Raw genomic sequence first — 18,566 nt, forward strand, 5'->3', positions numbered from 1 at the left:
TAGTTTTTAAAGAACATTCGCACGAACCGGCGCCCACACCTTCAGTCGCCTACAGCACTCAACTTCAGCGCTTCGTTGTGCGTCGCTGCATCAGCAGCAGAGAAACGAGATTATGAAGAATCTTTTTCCCTTTGTCAACAAGTTTTTCGCTTTCGCTTCCAAACTTACCGACTTTGGAGACCACTTGTTTCCTTCGCGGCCCTCGTCGTGAAACGAGGAGACGAATAATAGGTGAACCAGACGACAATGACAAGGGCGTGACGCAAAAATATGTTGGGACGCTCAACGCCCTTGCTGGACGGCGATCACGTCGATGGGGACGGCTTCCGCCATCGCCGCGTAGCCAGCGTCGCTCGGGTGGATGTGGTCGCCGCTGTCGTAGCGACGCAGGAGCGAGTCCGGGCGCGCCGGGTCGCGCAGCGCGCGGTCGAAATCGATGACGCCGTCGAATGCACGGCTCGAGCGGATCGATTCGTTCACCGCCAGCCGGATCTTCTCGCGCTCCGGCGGTAGCGATGCCGGCGTCAGCGTGGCCCCATATATCTTGATGCCGCGCTGGTGCGCCTGTGCGATCAGCCGCTGGTAGCCGCGGATCAGCGAGTCGGCGGTGACTTGCGTGTGCGGGTCGTCACAATCGAGGCCGTCGCGCGCGGGCATCGCGGCGAAATTGATGTCGTTGATGCCGATCAGCACGATGATCGCGCGCACGCCCGACTGGCGCAGCGCGTCGCGCTCGAAGCGGCCGATCACCGCCTCGCCGTAGCACGGCGAGTTGCTGAGCAGCCGGTTGCCGCTGATTCCCGCGTTGACGATCGCCGTCCCCGGGACGCCCTTTTCCGCGAGCCGCCGCGCCAGCGCGTCCGGCCAGCGGCGGTTGGCGTTGGGCGTCGAGCGCATGCCGTCGGTGATCGAATCGCCGATTGCGACGATGCTCTGCCCCGACGCATCGTCGACGGCGACGCTCGACAGCCACGCGTATTGCGTGAACCTGGTGCGGAAGGCGTCAGCGGCGGTATCGTCAGCGTGGTTGCCGGGAGTCGACACGTAGTTGATCTGGCTCGCTACCCGGTGCCACGCGGCCAGTTTTTGGTCCTTACCTATATAGAGGCTGACGGCGAGTGGCTGGTTCGCCGCCACATCGAAGGCGACGGGGTCGCTCTCGACCTGACCGCCCGGCGCGATCGTCACGCTCTTGTTGCCGGCGAACGTGACCGCGCGGTCCGTGCCCCGGCGCGCCGCCGCGCCGCTGCCGCTCACGGCCCGCGCGATGTGCGCCGCGTCGATCACGAGTGGCGTCGTGCCGTACACGTTGCTCAGCCGCAGACGCGCGCGCTTGCCGTCGAGGCGCGGGTAGATCAACTGCCTCACCGTGCGGCCGCCGACTTCCGGCGAGCGATAAAGCGGCGGCAAGTTCGCCTGTTGGGGGATCGCCTGGAGCGCCGTCGACCAGGCGCTGACCCAGTGGGCGTTGTCGGCGGGGGTATCGGCGAAAGCGGGGATCAGCGGCAGGAACTGGGCGCAAAGGCACGCGGCAGCAAGGATTCGAAGCGTCATTCGGTGGTCGCGGGCTGAACAAAACGTCGATTGTGCCTGATCGGTCGCGACCGTCGCACAGACTCGCCTTTCACGCAAAAACGAGACGCTTCGTGGAAAAGCCTCAGAATGTAGGCATAGGCCAGCCGGCCCCACCTCGTTTCGGTATCCAATTCGCATGCAATCCAAGAACTCCGTCAGTCTCGCCGTTAGCCCGCTTCAGCTCCATTGGGAGGAGGACGGCGAGAGCCGCTCGGCCCTTTGGCGCTCGGAAAGCGGCAACGCGCCGCCGAAGCGCGTCGTGATCGGCGACGATCAGCTCACCGCCGATTCCGCCTATCGCCTCGCGTGCGAAGGCACGGCGATCCTGTGGCGCGGCGACTTTCAGAACGCGCGGCAGTTGTTGCAGGCCGTCGTGAGACGAATCGAGAACAAGCCGAAGAAAACACGGAGGAAAGCGGACGAAGCGCCGCCGCCTTCGCCGGTCGACAGCTTCAATCTCCACCGGCTCGCGCAGTCGCAGCGCGCCCGCACGCTCGCGATGTTGCTGCTCCCGCTCGACGAGCAATACGCGATTCCACTGCGTCGCGCGCCCGACGTACGCGAGGCCTGCGAGGAAGCATACGGGCCGTCGAGCGGGCCGTCGGTGGTGTCGCTGCGTGAGGTGCTCGGGCTCGTCGGCGCGCACGAGTGGCGTAAGAAGGGCGTCGAGATCGCCGCGCTCGGGGCGCGCATCCACCCTTACTACGGCGTGTTTTCGCCGGTGCGCGGCGAGTACATCAAGCTCGTGGCAGACCAGCCGCTGCCGTCGAAGACGCTCGCGTTCGACATCGGCACCGGCACCGGCGTGCTCGCGGCGCTGTTGGCGCAGCGGGGCGTGGAGCGCGTCGTCGCGACCGACCTGGATGCCCGCGCGCTCGCCTGCGCGCATGAAAACATCGAGCGGCTGGGGCTCGCGTCGCAGGTGGACGTGGTGAAGGCCGACTTGTTCCCCGAAGGCCGCGCGCCGCTCGTCGTGTGTAATCCGCCGTGGCTGCCCGCGCGGCCGAGCTCGGCGATCGAGCACGCGATCTACGATCCCGAAAGCCGCATGCTGCGCGGCTTTCTCGGCGGCCTCGCCGCGCATCTGACGCCCGGCGGCGAAGGCTGGCTGATCCTTTCGGATTTCGCGGAGCATCTCGGCCTGCGCACGCGCGCGCAGTTGCAGGAATGGATCGACGCGGCCGGCCTGAAGGTCGACGGACGGCTCGACGTGAAGCCGCACCATCCGCGCGCCGCCGACAAAACCGATCCGCTTTACGCCGCGCGCTCGAAGGAAGTGACGTCGTTGTGGCGACTCGTCGCCGCGTAATGCACGCTCACGTGCGCGCCGCGAGATACGCGAGCGCGCCCTCACCCGCGACGATCCCGCTCGCGAGGCACGCCGTCAGTAGATAGCCGCCCGTCGGCGCTTCCCAGTCGAGCATTTCACCCGCGCAGAAGACGCCTGGCAGCGCCGTGAGCATCGAATGCGCGTCGAGCGATTCGAACGCGACGCCGCCCGCGCTGCTGATCGCCTCGGCGATCGGACGCGGGCGCAGGACCTTCAGCGGCAGCGATTTGATGCGTTGGGCGAGCGTCGGCGGATCGGCGAAATCTTCCTTGCTGACGCATTCGCGCAGCAATCCCGCTTTCACGCCCGTGATGTGCAGCCGGCTTTGCAGATGACTCGACATCGACCGGGCGCCGCGCGGATGTGTCACCTCTTCCAGCACGCGTTCCGGCGTAAGACCCGGCGCGAGGTCGAGCAGGATCGTTTTGTTCTCACCTTTGGCGCGCTCGCGGATCGGCGCCGACAGCGCGTAGACCAGACTCCCTTCGATTCCCGTCGCGGTAATTAGGCACTCGCCGGCGCGCCAGTCGATGCTGCCGTCGTCGCGCGCCAGCCCGATCGCCACTGATTTCAGCGGCTCGCCCGCGAACCGGCTGCTGAAATGCTCGCTCCAGTCGACGTCGAAGCCGCAGTTCGACGGCTCGAACGGTTCGACGCGCACGCCGCGCCCTTCGAGATGAGGCACCCACGCGGCGTCCGAGCCCAGGCGCGGCCAGCTCGCGCCGCCAAGCGCCAGGATTACGGCATCGGCTGAAACGTGCGCTTCGCCGTTGGGAGTGGTGAAGGCGAGCGCCCTCGACGCGTCGTGCGCCCAGCCGGTCCAGCGATGCCGCATATGAAACTGCACGCCCGCCCCGCGCAGCCGATGCAGCCAGGCGCGCAGCATCGGCGCGGCTTTCATGTCAGTCGGGAAGACGCGGCCCGAGCTGCCGACGAACGTTTCGATTCCTAATTCGTGGACCCAGCTTTGCAGGGCGTCGGCACCGAAACGGTTTAATAAAGGCTCGATTTGTCCAGCGCGTGCGCCATAGCGGGCAAGAAATTGCGTCGCCGCTTCGGAATGAGTGAGATTCATCCCACCTTTGCCCGCCATCAGAAATTTGCGGCCGACTGACGGCATCGAGTCGTAGACATCGACGCGCGCCCCGCCGGCAGACGCCACTTCGGCCGCCATCAGCCCGGCCGGCCCCCCGCCGACGATGGCAACGCGTGAAATTTCTGGTGATTTGAAAGACATGCTGTTCAGGCGCAAATAACGAGACGCCATTTTCGCATCGCGCCAATCGGACACCGCCGTCATTCATCAAATAACAAAAATGAATTTGTCCGCGGGCGACCCACGACGTAGCATCGCGCGATCATTGCCTCGTCAACCTATTTTTCACCAGGTATTTCATGTCAGCTTCCCTTGCGCCCGAGCGCTCCAGTGCGCCGGCCTCCCCGAGCGCCGTTGACGCGCGCCCCGTCATCCGCAGCGCCGCCGATGTCTCCAGCCTCGTCAATCGGGGCGCGGCGATCGGCAGCGACGCGCGCGTCGTCGTCGCGATCGCGCTTGGCGGCGTCTTTCTCGATGCCTACGACCTCGGCGCGCTCGCGTTCGGCATCAAGGACATCGCCCGCGAATTCTCGCTGACGCCGACCGGCACCGGTTTCGTCGCGTCGGCGATCACCTTCGGCGCGATCATCGGCGCACTGATCGGCGGCTACCTCACCGACAAAATCGGTCGATATCGCGTCTTCATGGCCGATATGTTCTTTTTCGTCGTCGCGGCTATCGCTTGCGCGCTCGCGCCGAACGCCTGGGCGCTCGGCGGTGCCCGCTTCGTGATGGGACTGGGCGTCGGCATCGACTTACCGGTCGCGATGGCGTTTCTCGCCGAATTCTCGCGGCTCCAGGGTCGCGGCAACAAGGCCGCGCGAATCGCGATGTGGTGCCCGACGTGGTACGCGGCGATCAGCGTGTCATATCTATTAGTGCTCGGGCTGTACGCGGTGCTGCCGGAAAGCCACTCCGGCTGGCTTTGGCGGCTGATTCTCGGCTTCGGTGCGGTGCCGGCGATCGTGATCATCGCGATCCGGAGCCGCTATATCAGCGAGTCGCCCGTGTGGGCGGCCAATCAGGGCGATCTCCCGGCGGCGGCCGCGATTCTCAAGCGGTCTTACGGCATTGACACGCGGGTCGACGCGGACGGTTCAGCGGCGAAAATCGCGCCGCGCAAGGCGACATGGAGCAACTACGGCAAGTTGCTGCGCGGCGTGTACCTGCGGCGGACCGTGCTCGCGACGGTCATCGCGGTGGCGTCGTCGTTTGCGTATAACGCGGTCGCGTTCGGGTTACCGGTCATCATTTCGAGCTTCCTCAAGCAGTCGATGCTGACTACGATCCTCGCCTCGCTCGCGCTCAACCTGTGTTTTGCGTTCGTCGGCGGGTTGATCGCGGTTCGGACGGTGCCAAAGGTCGGCGCGTGGAAGCTGACGGTGGGCGGCTACGCGTTTCAACTGGTCGCGCTCGTGGGGCTCGCGATCGTCGGGCGGCCGGAGAACGGCGCCGAAGTGGTCACGGCGATCGCGTTCCTCGCCGCGTTCCTGCTGGGACAGGGCTTCGGGCCGGGGTCGCACAGCATGACGTTCGCGTCGCTGAGTTATCCGACTTCGCTGCGGGGCGTTGGCGTCGGCTTCAATCAAACGCTGATGCGCTCCAGTTCGACGGTTTCGCTGTTCCTGTTTCCGGTGCTGTCGGCGGCGCTCGGGACGAAGGTGTTCTGGATCATCGCGGTCGCGCCGTTGGCCGGATTGGTCGCGTTGCTGGCGATCCGGTGGGAACCCTCTGGGTATGACGTCGATGCGGAGGACTTTGAGCCTGCACGAAAGGCTGATTTCGCATCGTGAGAAAGCGTGCGGGAACATGGGTGACACCCGTTCCCTGATACGTCGGAGGTAATTAAGGCCGCTGCGGTTGAGCGGCCTTTTTCTATGGAACGCGCGATTTGCAACGCGCCGCAGGCTCGCTGGTTCAGCTTGGCGTGCGAGGACATCGCTGAGACAGCAACGCCTCTATATAGATAGTAAATAGCGCACCGAAAATCGCTCTCTCTTCCTCGTCGAGACAAATCTCCTCTCATCAATCTCAAAAAAAGTTATAAACCGACCGGCCGGTCGGTTTATAATCGCCGAACAGCGACTTCCTTGAGCGAGCGATCGTCATGTACACCCAATCCCTCGATATCCCCGGCAACGTCCAGCCGATCGGCGCATCGGCCGATGTGAACGCCTCTCCCGAGCAGCAGCGCTTCGACGCCGTCATGGAGGCCGACGGCAAGATCGAGCCGCAGGACTGGATGCCCGAGGCTTACCGCAAGACCCTGGTCCGCCAGATTTCGCAGCACGCGCATTCGGAGATCATCGGCATGCAGCCCGAGGGCAACTGGATCAGCCGCGCGCCGAGCCTGAAGCGCAAGGCGATTCTGCTCGCGAAGGTGCAGGACGAAGGCGGCCACGGCCTCTATCTCTATAGCGCGGCCGAAACGATGGGCGTCTCACGCGATCAGCTCGTCGATGCGCTCCACGCGGGCAAGGCGAAGTATTCGAGCATCTTCAATTACACGACGCCCACGTGGGCGGACGTCGGCGTGATCGGCTGGCTGGTCGATGGCGCCGCGATCATGAACCAGATCCCGCTCTGCCGCTGCACGTACGGCCCGTACGCGCGCGCGATGATCCGCATCTGCAAGGAAGAGTCGTTCCATCAGCGCCAGGGTTTCGACGCGCTTCTCTCGATGATGAAGGGCACGCAAGCGCAAAAGGACATGGTGCAGCAGGCGGTCGACCGCTGGTGGTGGCCGGTGCTGATGATGTTCGGCCCGAGCGACAAGGATTCGATCCACAGCGGCCAGTCGTTCCAGTGGGGCATCAAGCGCATTTCGAACGACGACCTGCGTCAGAAATTCGTCGATGCCACCGTCGAGCAGGCGAAGATTCTCGGCGTCACGCTGCCGGATCCGGACCTCAAATGGAACGAGGAACGCAAGGCGCACGACTACGGCGCGATCGACTGGGAAGAATTCTGGCGCGTCGTGAACGGCGACGGCCCGTGCAACAAGGAGCGCCTCGCCACCCGCGTGAAGGCGCACGACGACGGCGCCTGGGTCCGCGAAGCCGCGCTCGCGCATGCCGAAAAGCAAGCCACCCGCGCTCACCAACAAGCTGCATAGGACGATTTTATCTATGGGGCCAGAGTAATGCGCTAAAGCGCCAACTCTGGACCGACAGGAGACAAACATGAACAAAGAATGGCCGATCTGGGAAGTTTTCGTTCGCAGCAAGCAAGGGCTCGATCACAAGCATTGCGGCAGCCTGCACGCTCCCGACGCGAGCGCCGCGCTGCGCATGGCGCGCGACGTCTACACGCGCCGGCAAGAAGGCGTGAGCATCTGGGTGGTACCGTCGGCGGCGATCACGGCGTCCGATCCGGCCGACAAGGCCGAGCTCTTCGAACCGGCCGGCGACAAGATCTACCGTCACCCGACCTTCTTCGTGCTGCCCGACGAAATCAACCACATGTAAGGCGCTAGCGACATGACGACGCCCCAGCATCTCCAGTACATCCTGCGACTCGCCGACAACGCGTTGATTCTCGGCCAGCGCAACGCCGAGTGGTGCAGTCACGGCCCGGCGCTCGAGGAAGATATCGCGCTCGCGAACATCAGCCTCGATCTGATCGGCCAGGCGCGCCTCTTGTACTCGCACGCGGCCACGCTCGACGAACAGCTCAACGGCGTGAAGAAGACCGAAGACGACTACGCCTATTTCCGCACCGAGCGCGAATTCGCGAACTACACGATCGCCGAGCTGCCGCATTTCGGGCCGCTCGCGGGCACCGCGCGCACCGAGCGCGACTACGCCGTGACGATCGTGCGCAATTTCCTGTACTCGGCGCTGATGAGCCATCTGTGGACGGCGCTCGAATCGTCGACGGACGCGCAGCTCGCCGCGATCGCCGCGAAGTCGCTGAAGGAAACGCGCTATCACCTGCACCACGCGGGCGACTGGCTGATCCGCTTCGGCGACGGCACCGAGGAATCGCATCGCCGCGCGCAGGCTGCGCTCGATTACCTGATGCCGTACACGCGCGAATTCTTCAGCATCGATGACGTGGAGACGGCGATCGCCGCCGCGGGCATCGGCCCGCTGCCGAGCGATATAGAAGCAGCATGGCGCGAGGACGTCGACGCGGCACTCGCCCAGGCGACGCTCAAGGCGCCCGCCGACGTAAAACACGTGAGCACCGGCAAGCACGGTGAACATTCCGAGCACATGGGCTATCTGCTCGCTGAAATGCAGAGCCTTGCGCGCCAGCATCCCGGCGCGAGCTGGTAAGCCCGAGGATTCCACGATGAGCGCACACGCCATGATGACCGCCGATGCCACCCTCGAACGCGCCTGGGACGTGCTGGAAAGCGTGCCGGACCCGGAAATTCCCGTGGTGTCGATCCGCGAACTCGGCATTTTGCGCGACGTCCGCCGGGGCGCCGACAACGCTCTGGAAGTCGTGATCACGCCGACCTACTCCGGCTGCCCGGCGATGTCGCAGATTGCCGAGGACATCGGCGCGGCGCTCACTCAGGCGGGTCTCGGGCCGCATCGCATCGAAACGGTGCTCGCGCCCGCGTGGACCACCGACTGGATGACGGCCGAAGCGCGCGACAAGCTGCGCCGCTACGGCATCGCGCCGCCGACGGGCAACTGCGGCTCGCAGTCGGTGCCGCAAGTGAAAACGATCCGCTTCGTTCCGCGCCCCGCCGCGAACGACAAGCCCGCCTGCCCGCGCTGCGGCTCCGTGCACACGGAACGCCTCGCGCAGTTCGGCTCGACGGCATGCAAGGCGCTTTATCGCTGCATCGACTGCCGCGAGCCGTTCGACTACTTCAAACCATATTGAGACGACCCCCGATCATGGCGACTCCGCAATTCCATCCGCTGCGTATCCGCGACGTACGGCCCGAAACCGCCGATGCCGTCACCGTCTCCTTCGACGTCCCCGAATACCTGCGCGACGCGTTCCGCTTCACGCAGGGCCAGTTCGTGACGCTGAAGACGCACATCGACGGCGAGGAGACGCGCCGCTCGTATTCGATCTGCGTCGGCGTGACCGACTACGACCGCGACGGCGAGCTGCGCATCGGGATCAAGCGCGTACGCGGCGGCCGCTTCTCGAATTTCGCGTTCGACACGCTGCAGCCAGGCCACGAAATCGAAGTGATGACGCCGGACGGGCGCTTTTTCACGCACCTGAACGCGGATCACGCGAAGCATTACGTCGCGTTTTCGGGCGGCTCGGGCATCACGCCGGTGCTGGCGATCGTCAAGACGACGCTCGAAACGGAGCCGACGAGCCGCTTCACGCTGATCTACGGCAACCGCAGCGTCGATGCGATCATGTTCGCCGAGGAACTCGAAGACCTGAAGAACCGCTTTATGAGCCGGTTCTCGCTGTATCACGTTTTGTCGGACGATTTGCAGGACGTCGAGCTGTTCAACGGCGTGCTGAACCAGGAAAAGTGCGCCGCGTTCCTGCAGACGCTCGCGCCGGCCGCCGAAATCGACGAAGCGTTCATCTGCGGTCCCGGTCCGATGATGGACGCCGCCGAAGCGGCGCTGAAGGAAGCGGGCGTGCCGCCGAAGCAGGTGCACGTCGAGCGCTTTGGCACGCCGCTGCCGCAAGCGGGCGCGCCGACCATCGAAATCACCGAGGACACGCCGGCCGCCGATCTGGAACTGATCATCGACGGGAAGAAACGCAAGCTGCGTCTGCCCTACGTGGGCGTAAGCGTGCTCGACGTCGGGCTGAAGGCGGGCCTGGCGCTCCCGTACGCGTGCAAAGGCGGCGTGTGCTGCACCTGCCGCGCGAAGGTGCTCGAAGGCGAGGTGAAGATGGAGAAGAACTACACGCTGGAGCAGCAGGAAATCGACGACGGCTACGTGCTGACGTGCCAGTGTCATCCGGTGAGCGATCGTGTCGTCGTGAGTTACGACGAACGTTGAGCGCGATATCGGTTGGCTTACACTCAGGGATCGCTTTCTGCGGTCCCTTTTTTGTTCGCCGGCCACTTTCACGATGAGCATCATCCACGTTACGAACGGCGATCACGCCGCCGACACCCTTCGCGAAGCGCTCAAGCTCGCCGAACGCGACGAGCGCGTGATCGCGCTGAAGGACGATCTCGCGGTCGGGCCGTTGAAGGGCGTCGATGACGCTCCGGAAACGCGTGCCACGTTCTGGAGGCATGTGCTGACGCGCGAGGGCAGCGACTTCGAGGCCGAGTTCGAGAAGCAGGAAGCGCAACTGCAAAGCCTCGTGCGCAACGACGCGCAGATCGTCGTGTGGCACGGCCAGAGCGCGTCCGATCAGCTCGCGCTGCGGCGGGTCGCCTATCATCTGCGCAACTCGCCGCAGCGTCTGAACGAAGCAAAGCTATCCGAACGCGACCTGCCGATGGTCATCGACGCCGACGGCCACGAGCGCCGCCGCGGCCGCGCGGACGGCATCACGGCGGTCGGCATGTTCGCCGCGCAGGAACTGCTCGCGAAACTGCCGAGCGCCGCGCCGATTTCGGTGCTGCGCATCGGCCGGCTCGCGCTCGAATGGCAGGAAGCGAAGCATATGAACGCCGAAACGCGCGGCTGGCACGAGAACACGTTCGTCTCGGGCAACTTCGCCGACATCGACGAAGCGATCCTCGACGCGCTCACTCCTGATTGGCAAGACGCGCGGCGCATCGCGGGCGAGATGATGGGCGGCGACTTCGGCTTCCTGGTCAGCGATTCGATCGCACTCTGGCGATGCCGCGAGCTGGCAGCCGCGGGACGGCTTAAACTTCGCGGCGAGCCGGGCAATATCGTCCAGGCAGAACTCCGGCGCAAATAAGCGCAGCCCTTCCAGCAATTCCACAGAAGATAAATGGCCCGCACAAGAGCGCCCGACCACGACACCCAGCGCGAGCAGATTCTCGAACTCGCCGCCGCCAAATTCGCGCAAACGAGCTACCCGAGCACTTCGATGGCCGATCTCGCCGCGGCGAGCGGCACGTCGAAAGCGCGTCTGTACCACTACTACGCAAGCAAGGAAGCGATCCTCTTCGACCTGCTCGACCGCTACACGAAGCGGCTGATGCTGATCATCGCGGAGGTGGAAGGCGCGAGCCAGCGACGCGGCTTGACCGAGCGCGAGGCGTTCGCCGAGCTGGTGCGCGCGTTTCTCGCGGAATACGAGACGTCGCACAGCCGCCACGTCGCGCTGCTGAACGACGTGAAATACCTCGAAGACGCGCAACGCACGATCGTGCTCGACCGTCAGCGCGACATCGTCGCCGCGTTCGCCCGGCAATTGGCTCGCGCATACCCGACGCGCGCGACGAAGGAAAACCAGACCGCGCTCACGATGATGGTGTTCGGCATGATCAACTGGACGTTCACGTGGCTGAAGCCGGGCGGCAAGCTGGGATATCGCGAATTCGCGGAACAAGTGGTGGACGTGATCGAGAATGGCCTGAACGGCGACGCATGAATTGTTGCGGGACAGCATGTCGAATTTACAATTCGATGTCATTGGGAGATACCGGCCCCAATTAATTGATATTTCACGACATTTTTTGTACTAAACGTTCTTTTAGAAGGCTGTCTCAGCGTCAATTTAAGGGTTTTCCCGTATCCGAATTTCACTCTTCGGTAAAATTCGTTTTGCGATGCAGCACGTCGCATGACGATTTAAGGAGAACCCATCGTGAACATCATTTTTAACCGCTTTGCCGCACCCAGCCTCGCAGCCGAACGCGCGCTGCCTGAGGCAGGTCGAACGCCGGTTCTCGTTCGCGAGTTGTCATCGGGCGACCGCGAACGTCTCCTCACCCACTTCCTCGCACTCGACGAAGACGATCGCCTGTTGCGTTTCGGCCAGATCGTGCCAGACCACGTGATCGACAACTACGTGCGCAACATGGATTTCGCGCGTGACACCGTCTTCGGCGTGTTCGACTACGAACTGCGTCTGATCGGCGTCGGCCATCTGGCCTATCTGCCAGCGGAAGGCGACAAGCGCACGGCCGAATTCGGCGTGTCTGTCCTGGAACGCGCACGCGGCCAGGGCATCGGCACGAAGCTCTTCGAGCGCGCCGCCATCCGCAGCCGCAACACGCAAGTGTCGATGCTCTATATGCACTGCCTGTCGCGCAACTCGACGATGATGCACATCGCGAAGAAATCGGGCATGAAGATCGAGTATGCGTATGGCGAGGCAGACGCCTATTTGTCGCTCACGCCGGCCGATCAGAGCAGCCTCATCGCGGAAATGCTTCAGGAACAGGCCGCTGTGTTCGATTACACGATCAAGCGCCAGGCGCGTCGTGCGTCGCAGATGTTCCAGGTGTTCATGCCTACGGCGGACGCGGCTTAAGGATCAGCGCGGGGTTGTATCGGCCAGAGTAAGCGCTAAAGCGTTAACTCTGGCCCATGCAACGAAGTTGCACTGCGAGTGGCACCGAAACAAGAAAGGGCGGCCATGACCGCCCTTCTGCTTTTTTGAGCTTCTGCGTGCGACAGCTTTATAACAGCGGCAGCGCCGTCGTTTCCTTGATGCGTTCGAGCGAGAAGCTCGTTTTCACGTCGATCACCGACGGATGGTGCAGCAAATGATCCTGCACGAAACGCGAAAAGTGCGCCATGTCCTTCACCTGCACGCGCAGCAGGTAATCCATGTCCCCCGTCATCGCGTCGCAGGCGACGACTTCCGGCCACTCCTGCACCGCCTCGCGGAATAAATCGGCGTGTGTCGCGGGATTCGACGATCGCGGCGTAAACGATGTCCCGCCGCGCTTTTCCAGCCGCACGTTCACATACGCGAGCAGCCCGAGCCCAAGCTTCTGTGAATCCAGCAGCGCGACATACCCGCGAATCACGCCGCTTTCCTCCAGCCGCCGAATCCGCCGTAAACACGGACTCGGCGACAAATTCACCCGGTCCGCGATCTCCTGATTCGACAGCCGGCCGTTCTCCTGCAGGATCGCAAGAATTTTGCGGTCAATCGCATCGAGCTCAATGTCGGCCATTTTCTGTCTCCTTCTTTTTAATCTTTGGCAGTAACTTGCGCAATCGTAGTCATCGGCGATTTATTTCGCAAGCATTCGCCGCGCGTACTTCAGTACACTTCTTCTCAATATTTCCACGCAAAGATTCGAAGGAGACACGCATGACATTCCAGGGCTGGGACAACCCGATGGGCACCGACGGCTTCGAGTTCATCGAGTACACGGCACCCGATCCCGTCGCGCTCGGCAAGCTATTCGAGCAGATGGGCTTCACCGCGATCGCGCGGCATCGCCACAAGAACGTGACGCTGTATCGGCAGGGCGAGATCAATTTCATCATCAACGCCGAGCCGGATTCGTTCGCGCAACGCTTTGCGCGCCAGCACGGGCCGTCGATTTGCGCGATCGCGTTTCGCGTCGCCGATGCGGGCCAGGCCTACAAGCGCGCGCTCGAACTCGGCGCCTGGGGCTTCGACAACAAGACCGGCCCGATGGAGCTGAACATCCCGGCGATCAAGGGCATCGGCGATTCGCTGATCTATTTCGTCGACCGCTGGCGCGGCAAGAACGGCGCGCAGCCGGGCAGCATCGGCGATATCAGCATCTATGACGTCGATTTCGAACCGATCGCTGGCGCCGAGCCGAACCCGGTCGGCCACGGTCTGACCTATATCGATCACCTGACGCATAACGTCCACCGCGGCCGCATGATCGAATGGGCCGAGTTCTACGAGCGCCTCTTCAACTTCCGCGAAGCGCGTTATTTCGATATCGAAGGCAAGGTGACGGCGGTCAAATCGAAAGCGATGAGTTCGCCCTGCGGCAAAATCCGCATTCCGATCAACGAGGAAGGCTCTGAGACGGCGGGCCAGATCCAGGAGTATCTCGACGCGTATCGCGGCGAAGGCATCCAGCACATCGCGCTCGGGACCGACGACATTCACAGCACCGTCGACGGCCTGCGCGACGCGAAGATCGCGCTGCTCGACACCATCGATACCTATTACGAACTGGTGGATCGCCGCGTGCCCAACCACGGCGAATCGGTGGCGGAACTGAAGAAGCGCAAGATCCTGATCGACGGCGTGCGCGACGAAATCCTGCTGCAGATTTTCACGGAGAACCAGATCGGGCCGATCTTCTTCGAGATCATCCAGCGCAAGGGCAATCAGGGCTTCGGCGAAGGCAACTTCAAGGCGCTGTTCGAATCGATCGAACTCGATCAAATGCGGCGCGGCGTGCTGAAAGACACCACCGCGAGCTGATAACGCAAGGCAAATAAAAAGGCGAGGATCGAAAACGATCCTCGCCTTTTTTGTTTTTGACGGCCCAAGCTCGGGGTGACGGCACCGGACAGGCCGCCGGGAATCAATCGTCCGAGTCGTCGTCGGATTCGGAGGCGGTGCGCCCCGCGTTGCCGCTTTGCGTGGACGGCACGCGCACCTGCGCAACCTGCTGCGCGGACGATGCGGTGATTTGAGACGGATTCGCGTTGCCGGCGCGAATGGGCGCGTTCATCGCGAAAAACGCGGCCGAAACCATCAGGAAACTCTGGATGTGGCGCTGTTTCATTTTTTCTCCTTCTGACTGCATGCTGCTTTATGTACGGCTAGTGCTGCTTCGTAAAGCGTGACTCCGAACTACGGTACGCAAAATGCGCAAGCGGCTGGTTAGACAGGAGTCTACCGTCCGGTTCCCGAAATCGGTCGAATTTACACCTCGTAACATCCGTGCGCAAAGCCACCTGAAAACTTCGTCAAACGGTCATAAACTTAGCTAACACGAGGATTTTTCAGCGGGTTTTTACCACTGCCGAAAAAGTCTGCAAGTCGTCACACTCACAATCCCGGCCGAAGCGTCCACAAGACGCCGAGGTCCGCAGAATGCTTTGGTGATCCCAAACTGGGTGGAGGAGTACACATAATGAATGCCCCGCTAAACGCTGAACAAAGAGCTTCGCTAGAAGCCGCACTCAAATCCGTCACGCTCGACGACAAATACACGCTCGAACGCGGCCGCGCGTACATGAGCGGCATCCAGGCGCTGGTCCGCCTGCCGATGCTGCAACAGGAACGCGACAAGGCCGCCGGGCTCAATACCGCCGGTTTCATCTCCGGCTATCGCGGTTCACCCTTGGGCGGCCTCGACCAGTCGTTGTGGAAGGCGAAGAAGCATCTCGCCGCGCACGGCGTCGTGTTCCAGCCCGGCGTCAACGAAGACCTCGCGGCCACCGCCGTCTGGGGCTCGCAGCAAGTCAACCTGTACCCGAGCGCCAAATACGACGGCGTTTTCTCGATGTGGTACGGCAAGGGCCCGGGCGTCGATCGCTCCGGCGACGTCTTCAAGCACGGTAATTCCGCAGGCTCGGCCCCGAACGGCGGCGTGCTGGTGCTCGCCGGCGACGATCACGCAGCGAAATCGTCGACGCTCGCGCATCAGTCGGAACACGTCTTCAAGGCGTGCGGCCTGCCGGTGCTGTTTCCGTCGAACGTGCAGGAATATCTCGATTTCGGACTGCACGGCTGGGCGATGAGCCGCTACTCCGGCCTCTGGGTCGCGATGAAGTGCGTCACCGACGTGGTGGAATCGTCGGCGTCCGTCGATATCGATCCGCATCGCACGAAAATCGTGATCCCGACCGATTTCGCGATACCCGACGGCGGTCTCAATATTCGCTGGCCCGATCCGCCGCTCGTGCAGGAAGCGCGTCTGCTCGACTACAAGTGGTACGCCGCCCTCGCCTACGTGCGCGCGAACAAGCTGGATCGCATCGAAATCGATGCGCCGAACGCGCGTTTCGGGATCATGACGGCGGGCAAGGCCTATCTCGACGTGCGTCAGGCGCTCGCGGACCTCGGTCTCGATGACGAAACCTGCGCGCGCATCGGCATTCGGTTGTACAAGGTCGGCTGCGTGTGGCCGCTCGAAGCGCAAGGCGCGCATGCATTCGCGCATGGGCTGGAGGAGATTCTGGTCGTCGAGGAAAAGCGCCAGATTCTCGAATACGCGATCAAGGAAGAGCTGTACAACTGGCCGGATGCGCAGCGTCCCCGCGTGTACGGCAAATTCGACGAGAAGGACGGCGCGGGCGGCGAATGGTCGGTGCCGATGGGCAACTGGCTGCTGCCGGCGCATTACGAGCTGTCGCCGGCGATCATCGCGAAGGCGATCGCGACGCGCCTCGACAAGCTCGATCTGCCCGCCGAAGTGCGCGCGCGCATCGCGACGCGCATCGCCGTGATCGAGGCGAAGGAACGCGCGCTGGCGAAGCCGCGCGTCGAAGCCGAGCGCAAGCCGTGGTTCTGCTCGGGCTGTCCGCACAACACGTCGACGAACGTGCCGGAAGGCTCGCGCGCGATGGCCGGCATCGGCTGCCACTACATGACCGTGTGGATGGACCGCAGCACGAGCACGTTCAGCCAGATGGGCGGCGAAGGCGTCGCGTGGATCGGCCAGGCGCCGTTCACGAACGACAAGCACGTGTTCGCTAATCTCGGCGACGGCACGTACTTCCATTCGGGCCTGCTCGCGATCCGCGCGGCGATCGCGTCGAAGACGAATATCACGTACAAGATTCTCTACAACGACGCGGTCGCGATGACGGGCGGCCAGCCGGTCGACGGCGTATTGACCGTGCCGCAGATCACGCATCAGCTCGCGGCCGAAGGCGCGTCGAAGATCGTGATCGTCACCGACGAACCGGAGAAGTACTCGGCGAACGTCGGCCTGGCGCCGGGCATCGACGTGCATCATCGCGACAAGCTCGACGACGTCCAGCGCGAGTTGCGCGAGATTGCTGGCACGTCGATCCTGATCTACGACCAGACTTGCGCGACCGAGAAGCGCCGTCGCAGGAAGCGCGGCGCGTATCCCGATCCGGCGAAACGCGTGGTGATCAACGAGGCCGTCTGCGAAGGCTGCGGCGATTGCTCGGTGAAGTCGAATTGCCTGTCGGTCGAGCCGCTCGACACCGAATACGGCACGAAGCGCCAGATCAACCAGTCGACGTGCAACAAGGATTATTCGTGCCTGAACGGCTTTTGCCCGAGCTTCGTCACGGTCGAAGGCGGACAGTTGAAGAAGCCGAAGGCATCGAGCGTCGCGGGCGATGCGATGCCAGCCGTGCCCGAACCCGATCTGCCTGAAATCGCGCGGCCTTACGGCGTGCTCGTGACGGGCGTCGGCGGAACGGGCGTCGTGACGATCGGCGCGCTGCTCGGCATGGCGTCTCACCTGGAGCAAAAGGGCGTGACCGTGCTCGACGTCACCGGCCTGGCGCAGAAAGGCGGCGCCGTGATGAGCCACGTACAGATCGCGAACAAGCCGGGCGACATCCACGCGACGCGCATCGCGATGGGCGAGGCGGATCTCGTGATTGGCTGCGATGCGATCGTGACGGCAAGCGACGAATGCGGCTCGCGGATGCAGCCGAACCATACGCGCGTCGTCGTGAACAGCGCGCAGACGCCGACCGCCGAGTTCATCAAGAACCCGAACTGGCGCTTCCCCGGCGCGAGCGCCGAGGCCGATATCCGCGCGGCGGCGGGCGAGCACGTGGCCATGGTCGATGCGAACCAGTTCTCCGTCGCGCTGCTCGGCGACGCGATCTATACAAATCCGTTCGTGCTCGGCTACGCATGGCAACGCGGCTGGGTGCCGCTGCGTCACGAGTCGCTCGTGCGCGCGATCGAATTGAACGCGGTGCAGGTCGAGAAGAACCTCGCGGCGTTCGAGTGGGGCCGTCGCGCGGCGCATGACGTAGAGGCCGTCCGCCGTATCGTGAATTCGCAAGGCAGCGGTGCGGCGCAGGGCGGCACGAGCAAGATCATCGCGCTGCATACGCCGAAGGCACTCGACAAGCTGATCGAAAAGCGCCTCGCCTATCTCGCCGACTATCAGAACGAAGCGTATGCGGCGCGTTACGGACGACTGGTCGCGCAGGTTCGCACGGCGGAGGCGGAACTCGGTTCAAACGACGGGCAGTATCCGCTGTCGGAAGCCGTCGCGAAGAATCTGCACAAGCTGATGGCGTACAAGGACGAGTACGAAGTCGCGCGTCTTTATGCCGATCCGGCTTTCGTGGAGAAGCTGAAGGGCAGCTTCGAAGGCGACTGGAAGATCAAGTTCCATCTCGCGCCGCCCGCGTTCTCGAAGAAGGACGCGAAGGGGCATCTGGTCAAGAAGCAGTACGGCCAGTGGGTGCTGCCCGCGATGCGCGTGCTCGCGAAGCTGAAGTTCCTGCGCGGCACGGCGCTCGATGTGTTCGGCAAGACGGAAGAGCGACGGATGGAGCGGGCGTTGATCGTCGAGTACGAGGCGCTCGTGAAGGAACTGATCGCCGGGTTGACGCTGCCGAAGCTCGCGCTTGCAATCGAACTCGCGAGTCTGCCCGATTCGATGCGCGGATACGGTCACGTGAAGGACAACAACGTGCAGGCCGCGAAGACGAAGTGGAACGCGCTGCTGGCTCGCTGGCGCGAAGGACAAAACGGCGAGGCGCGGCAAGTGGCTTGATTTTTTGTTGGCTTTGGTAAGTAGAAAGGGCGGTCCGTGTTGCGGACCGCCCTTTTTTTGCCAGCGTC

The 18,566-nt window shown here is 63.3% G+C and carries 16 protein-coding genes; 12 read left to right on the plus strand and 4 right to left on the minus strand.

The features are described 5' to 3' along the window. Window positions 1-282: 282 nt before the first annotated feature. Complete coding sequence (locus AWB67_RS13260) at window positions 283-1,554, minus strand: SGNH/GDSL hydrolase family protein (protein ID WP_087656714.1); 1,272 nt, start codon at window positions 1,552-1,554, stop codon at window positions 283-285. Between the two features lie 157 nt (window positions 1,555-1,711). Here AWB67_RS13260 and AWB67_RS13265 point away from each other — a divergent pair, with 157 nt between their 5' ends. Further along, a complete protein-coding gene (locus AWB67_RS13265) occupies window positions 1,712-2,884 on the plus strand; it encodes a methyltransferase (RefSeq protein ID WP_087656715.1) in 1,173 nt (390 codons plus the stop codon). A gap of 7 nt (window positions 2,885-2,891) precedes the next feature. Here the strand turns inward: AWB67_RS13265 and AWB67_RS13270 are convergent, their stop codons facing one another. Continuing rightward, window positions 2,892-4,142: a TIGR03862 family flavoprotein gene (locus AWB67_RS13270; RefSeq protein ID WP_087656845.1), complete on the minus strand. Its 1,251-nt coding sequence runs from the start codon at window positions 4,140-4,142 to the stop codon at window positions 2,892-2,894. Window positions 4,143-4,300: 158 nt separating this feature from the next. Between AWB67_RS13270 and AWB67_RS13275 the strand changes: the two genes are divergently transcribed. The 9 genes from AWB67_RS13275 (at window position 4,301) to AWB67_RS13315 (ending at window position 12,353) form a co-directional block, all read left to right on the plus strand. Then, window positions 4,301-5,794, plus strand: coding sequence for an MFS transporter (locus AWB67_RS13275; RefSeq protein WP_087656716.1), 1,494 nt, complete (start codon window positions 4,301-4,303; stop codon window positions 5,792-5,794). A 314-nt stretch (window positions 5,795-6,108) separates the two neighbouring features. Continuing rightward, complete coding sequence (gene paaA, locus AWB67_RS13280; RefSeq protein WP_087656717.1) at window positions 6,109-7,116, plus strand: 1,2-phenylacetyl-CoA epoxidase subunit PaaA; 1,008 nt, start codon at window positions 6,109-6,111, stop codon at window positions 7,114-7,116. A 67-nt stretch (window positions 7,117-7,183) separates the two neighbouring features. Then, window positions 7,184-7,468 carry a 1,2-phenylacetyl-CoA epoxidase subunit PaaB gene (paaB, locus tag AWB67_RS13285; protein ID WP_025527963.1) on the plus strand — a complete coding sequence of 95 codons (285 nt, stop codon included), beginning with the start codon at window positions 7,184-7,186 and terminating at the stop codon, window positions 7,466-7,468. Window positions 7,469-7,480: 12 nt separating this feature from the next. Continuing rightward, complete coding sequence (gene paaC / locus AWB67_RS13290; protein ID WP_087656718.1) at window positions 7,481-8,281, plus strand: 1,2-phenylacetyl-CoA epoxidase subunit PaaC; 801 nt, start codon at window positions 7,481-7,483, stop codon at window positions 8,279-8,281. Window positions 8,282-8,297: 16 nt separating this feature from the next. Further along, complete coding sequence (gene paaD, locus AWB67_RS13295; protein ID WP_087656719.1) at window positions 8,298-8,843, plus strand: 1,2-phenylacetyl-CoA epoxidase subunit PaaD; 546 nt, start codon at window positions 8,298-8,300, stop codon at window positions 8,841-8,843. A 14-nt stretch (window positions 8,844-8,857) separates the two neighbouring features. Beyond that, complete coding sequence (gene paaE, locus AWB67_RS13300) at window positions 8,858-9,946, plus strand: 1,2-phenylacetyl-CoA epoxidase subunit PaaE (protein ID WP_087656720.1); 1,089 nt, start codon at window positions 8,858-8,860, stop codon at window positions 9,944-9,946. A 73-nt stretch (window positions 9,947-10,019) separates the two neighbouring features. Beyond that, window positions 10,020-10,829, plus strand: a complete 810-nt coding sequence (locus tag AWB67_RS13305; protein ID WP_087656721.1) for a DUF1835 domain-containing protein — start codon at window positions 10,020-10,022, stop codon at window positions 10,827-10,829. 33 nt (window positions 10,830-10,862) lie between these two features. Continuing rightward, window positions 10,863-11,468 (plus strand): TetR/AcrR family transcriptional regulator, encoded by a 606-nt coding sequence (locus AWB67_RS13310; protein ID WP_087656722.1) that lies wholly within the window; start codon window positions 10,863-10,865, stop codon window positions 11,466-11,468. Between the two features lie 222 nt (window positions 11,469-11,690). Continuing rightward, window positions 11,691-12,353 carry a GNAT family N-acetyltransferase gene (locus AWB67_RS13315; RefSeq protein ID WP_374729819.1) on the plus strand — a complete coding sequence of 221 codons (663 nt, stop codon included), beginning with the start codon at window positions 11,691-11,693 and terminating at the stop codon, window positions 12,351-12,353. Between the two features lie 148 nt (window positions 12,354-12,501). Here AWB67_RS13315 and AWB67_RS13320 read toward each other — a convergent pair whose 3' ends face one another. Continuing rightward, window positions 12,502-13,005, minus strand: a complete 504-nt coding sequence (locus AWB67_RS13320; protein ID WP_087656724.1) for an Lrp/AsnC family transcriptional regulator — start codon at window positions 13,003-13,005, stop codon at window positions 12,502-12,504. Between the two features lie 140 nt (window positions 13,006-13,145). On the opposite strand from AWB67_RS13320, the gene hppD reads away from it, so the two are divergent. Next, on the plus strand, window positions 13,146-14,249 hold the full coding sequence (gene hppD, locus AWB67_RS13325) for a 4-hydroxyphenylpyruvate dioxygenase (protein ID WP_087656725.1): 1,104 nt from the start codon (window positions 13,146-13,148) through the stop codon (window positions 14,247-14,249). A 103-nt stretch (window positions 14,250-14,352) separates the two neighbouring features. Here the strand turns inward: hppD and AWB67_RS13330 are convergent, their stop codons facing one another. Continuing rightward, window positions 14,353-14,556, minus strand: coding sequence for a hypothetical protein (locus AWB67_RS13330; RefSeq protein ID WP_087656726.1), 204 nt, complete (start codon window positions 14,554-14,556; stop codon window positions 14,353-14,355). Window positions 14,557-14,907: 351 nt separating this feature from the next. Here AWB67_RS13330 and AWB67_RS13335 point away from each other — a divergent pair, with 351 nt between their 5' ends. After that, window positions 14,908-18,498, plus strand: coding sequence for an indolepyruvate ferredoxin oxidoreductase family protein (locus tag AWB67_RS13335; protein WP_087656727.1), 3,591 nt, complete (start codon window positions 14,908-14,910; stop codon window positions 18,496-18,498). Window positions 18,499-18,566 lie beyond the last annotated feature (68 nt).

Origin of the sequence: Caballeronia terrestris (assembly GCF_001544515.1) — a bacterium.
Classification (GTDB): Bacteria; Pseudomonadota; Gammaproteobacteria; order Burkholderiales; family Burkholderiaceae; genus Caballeronia; species Caballeronia terrestris.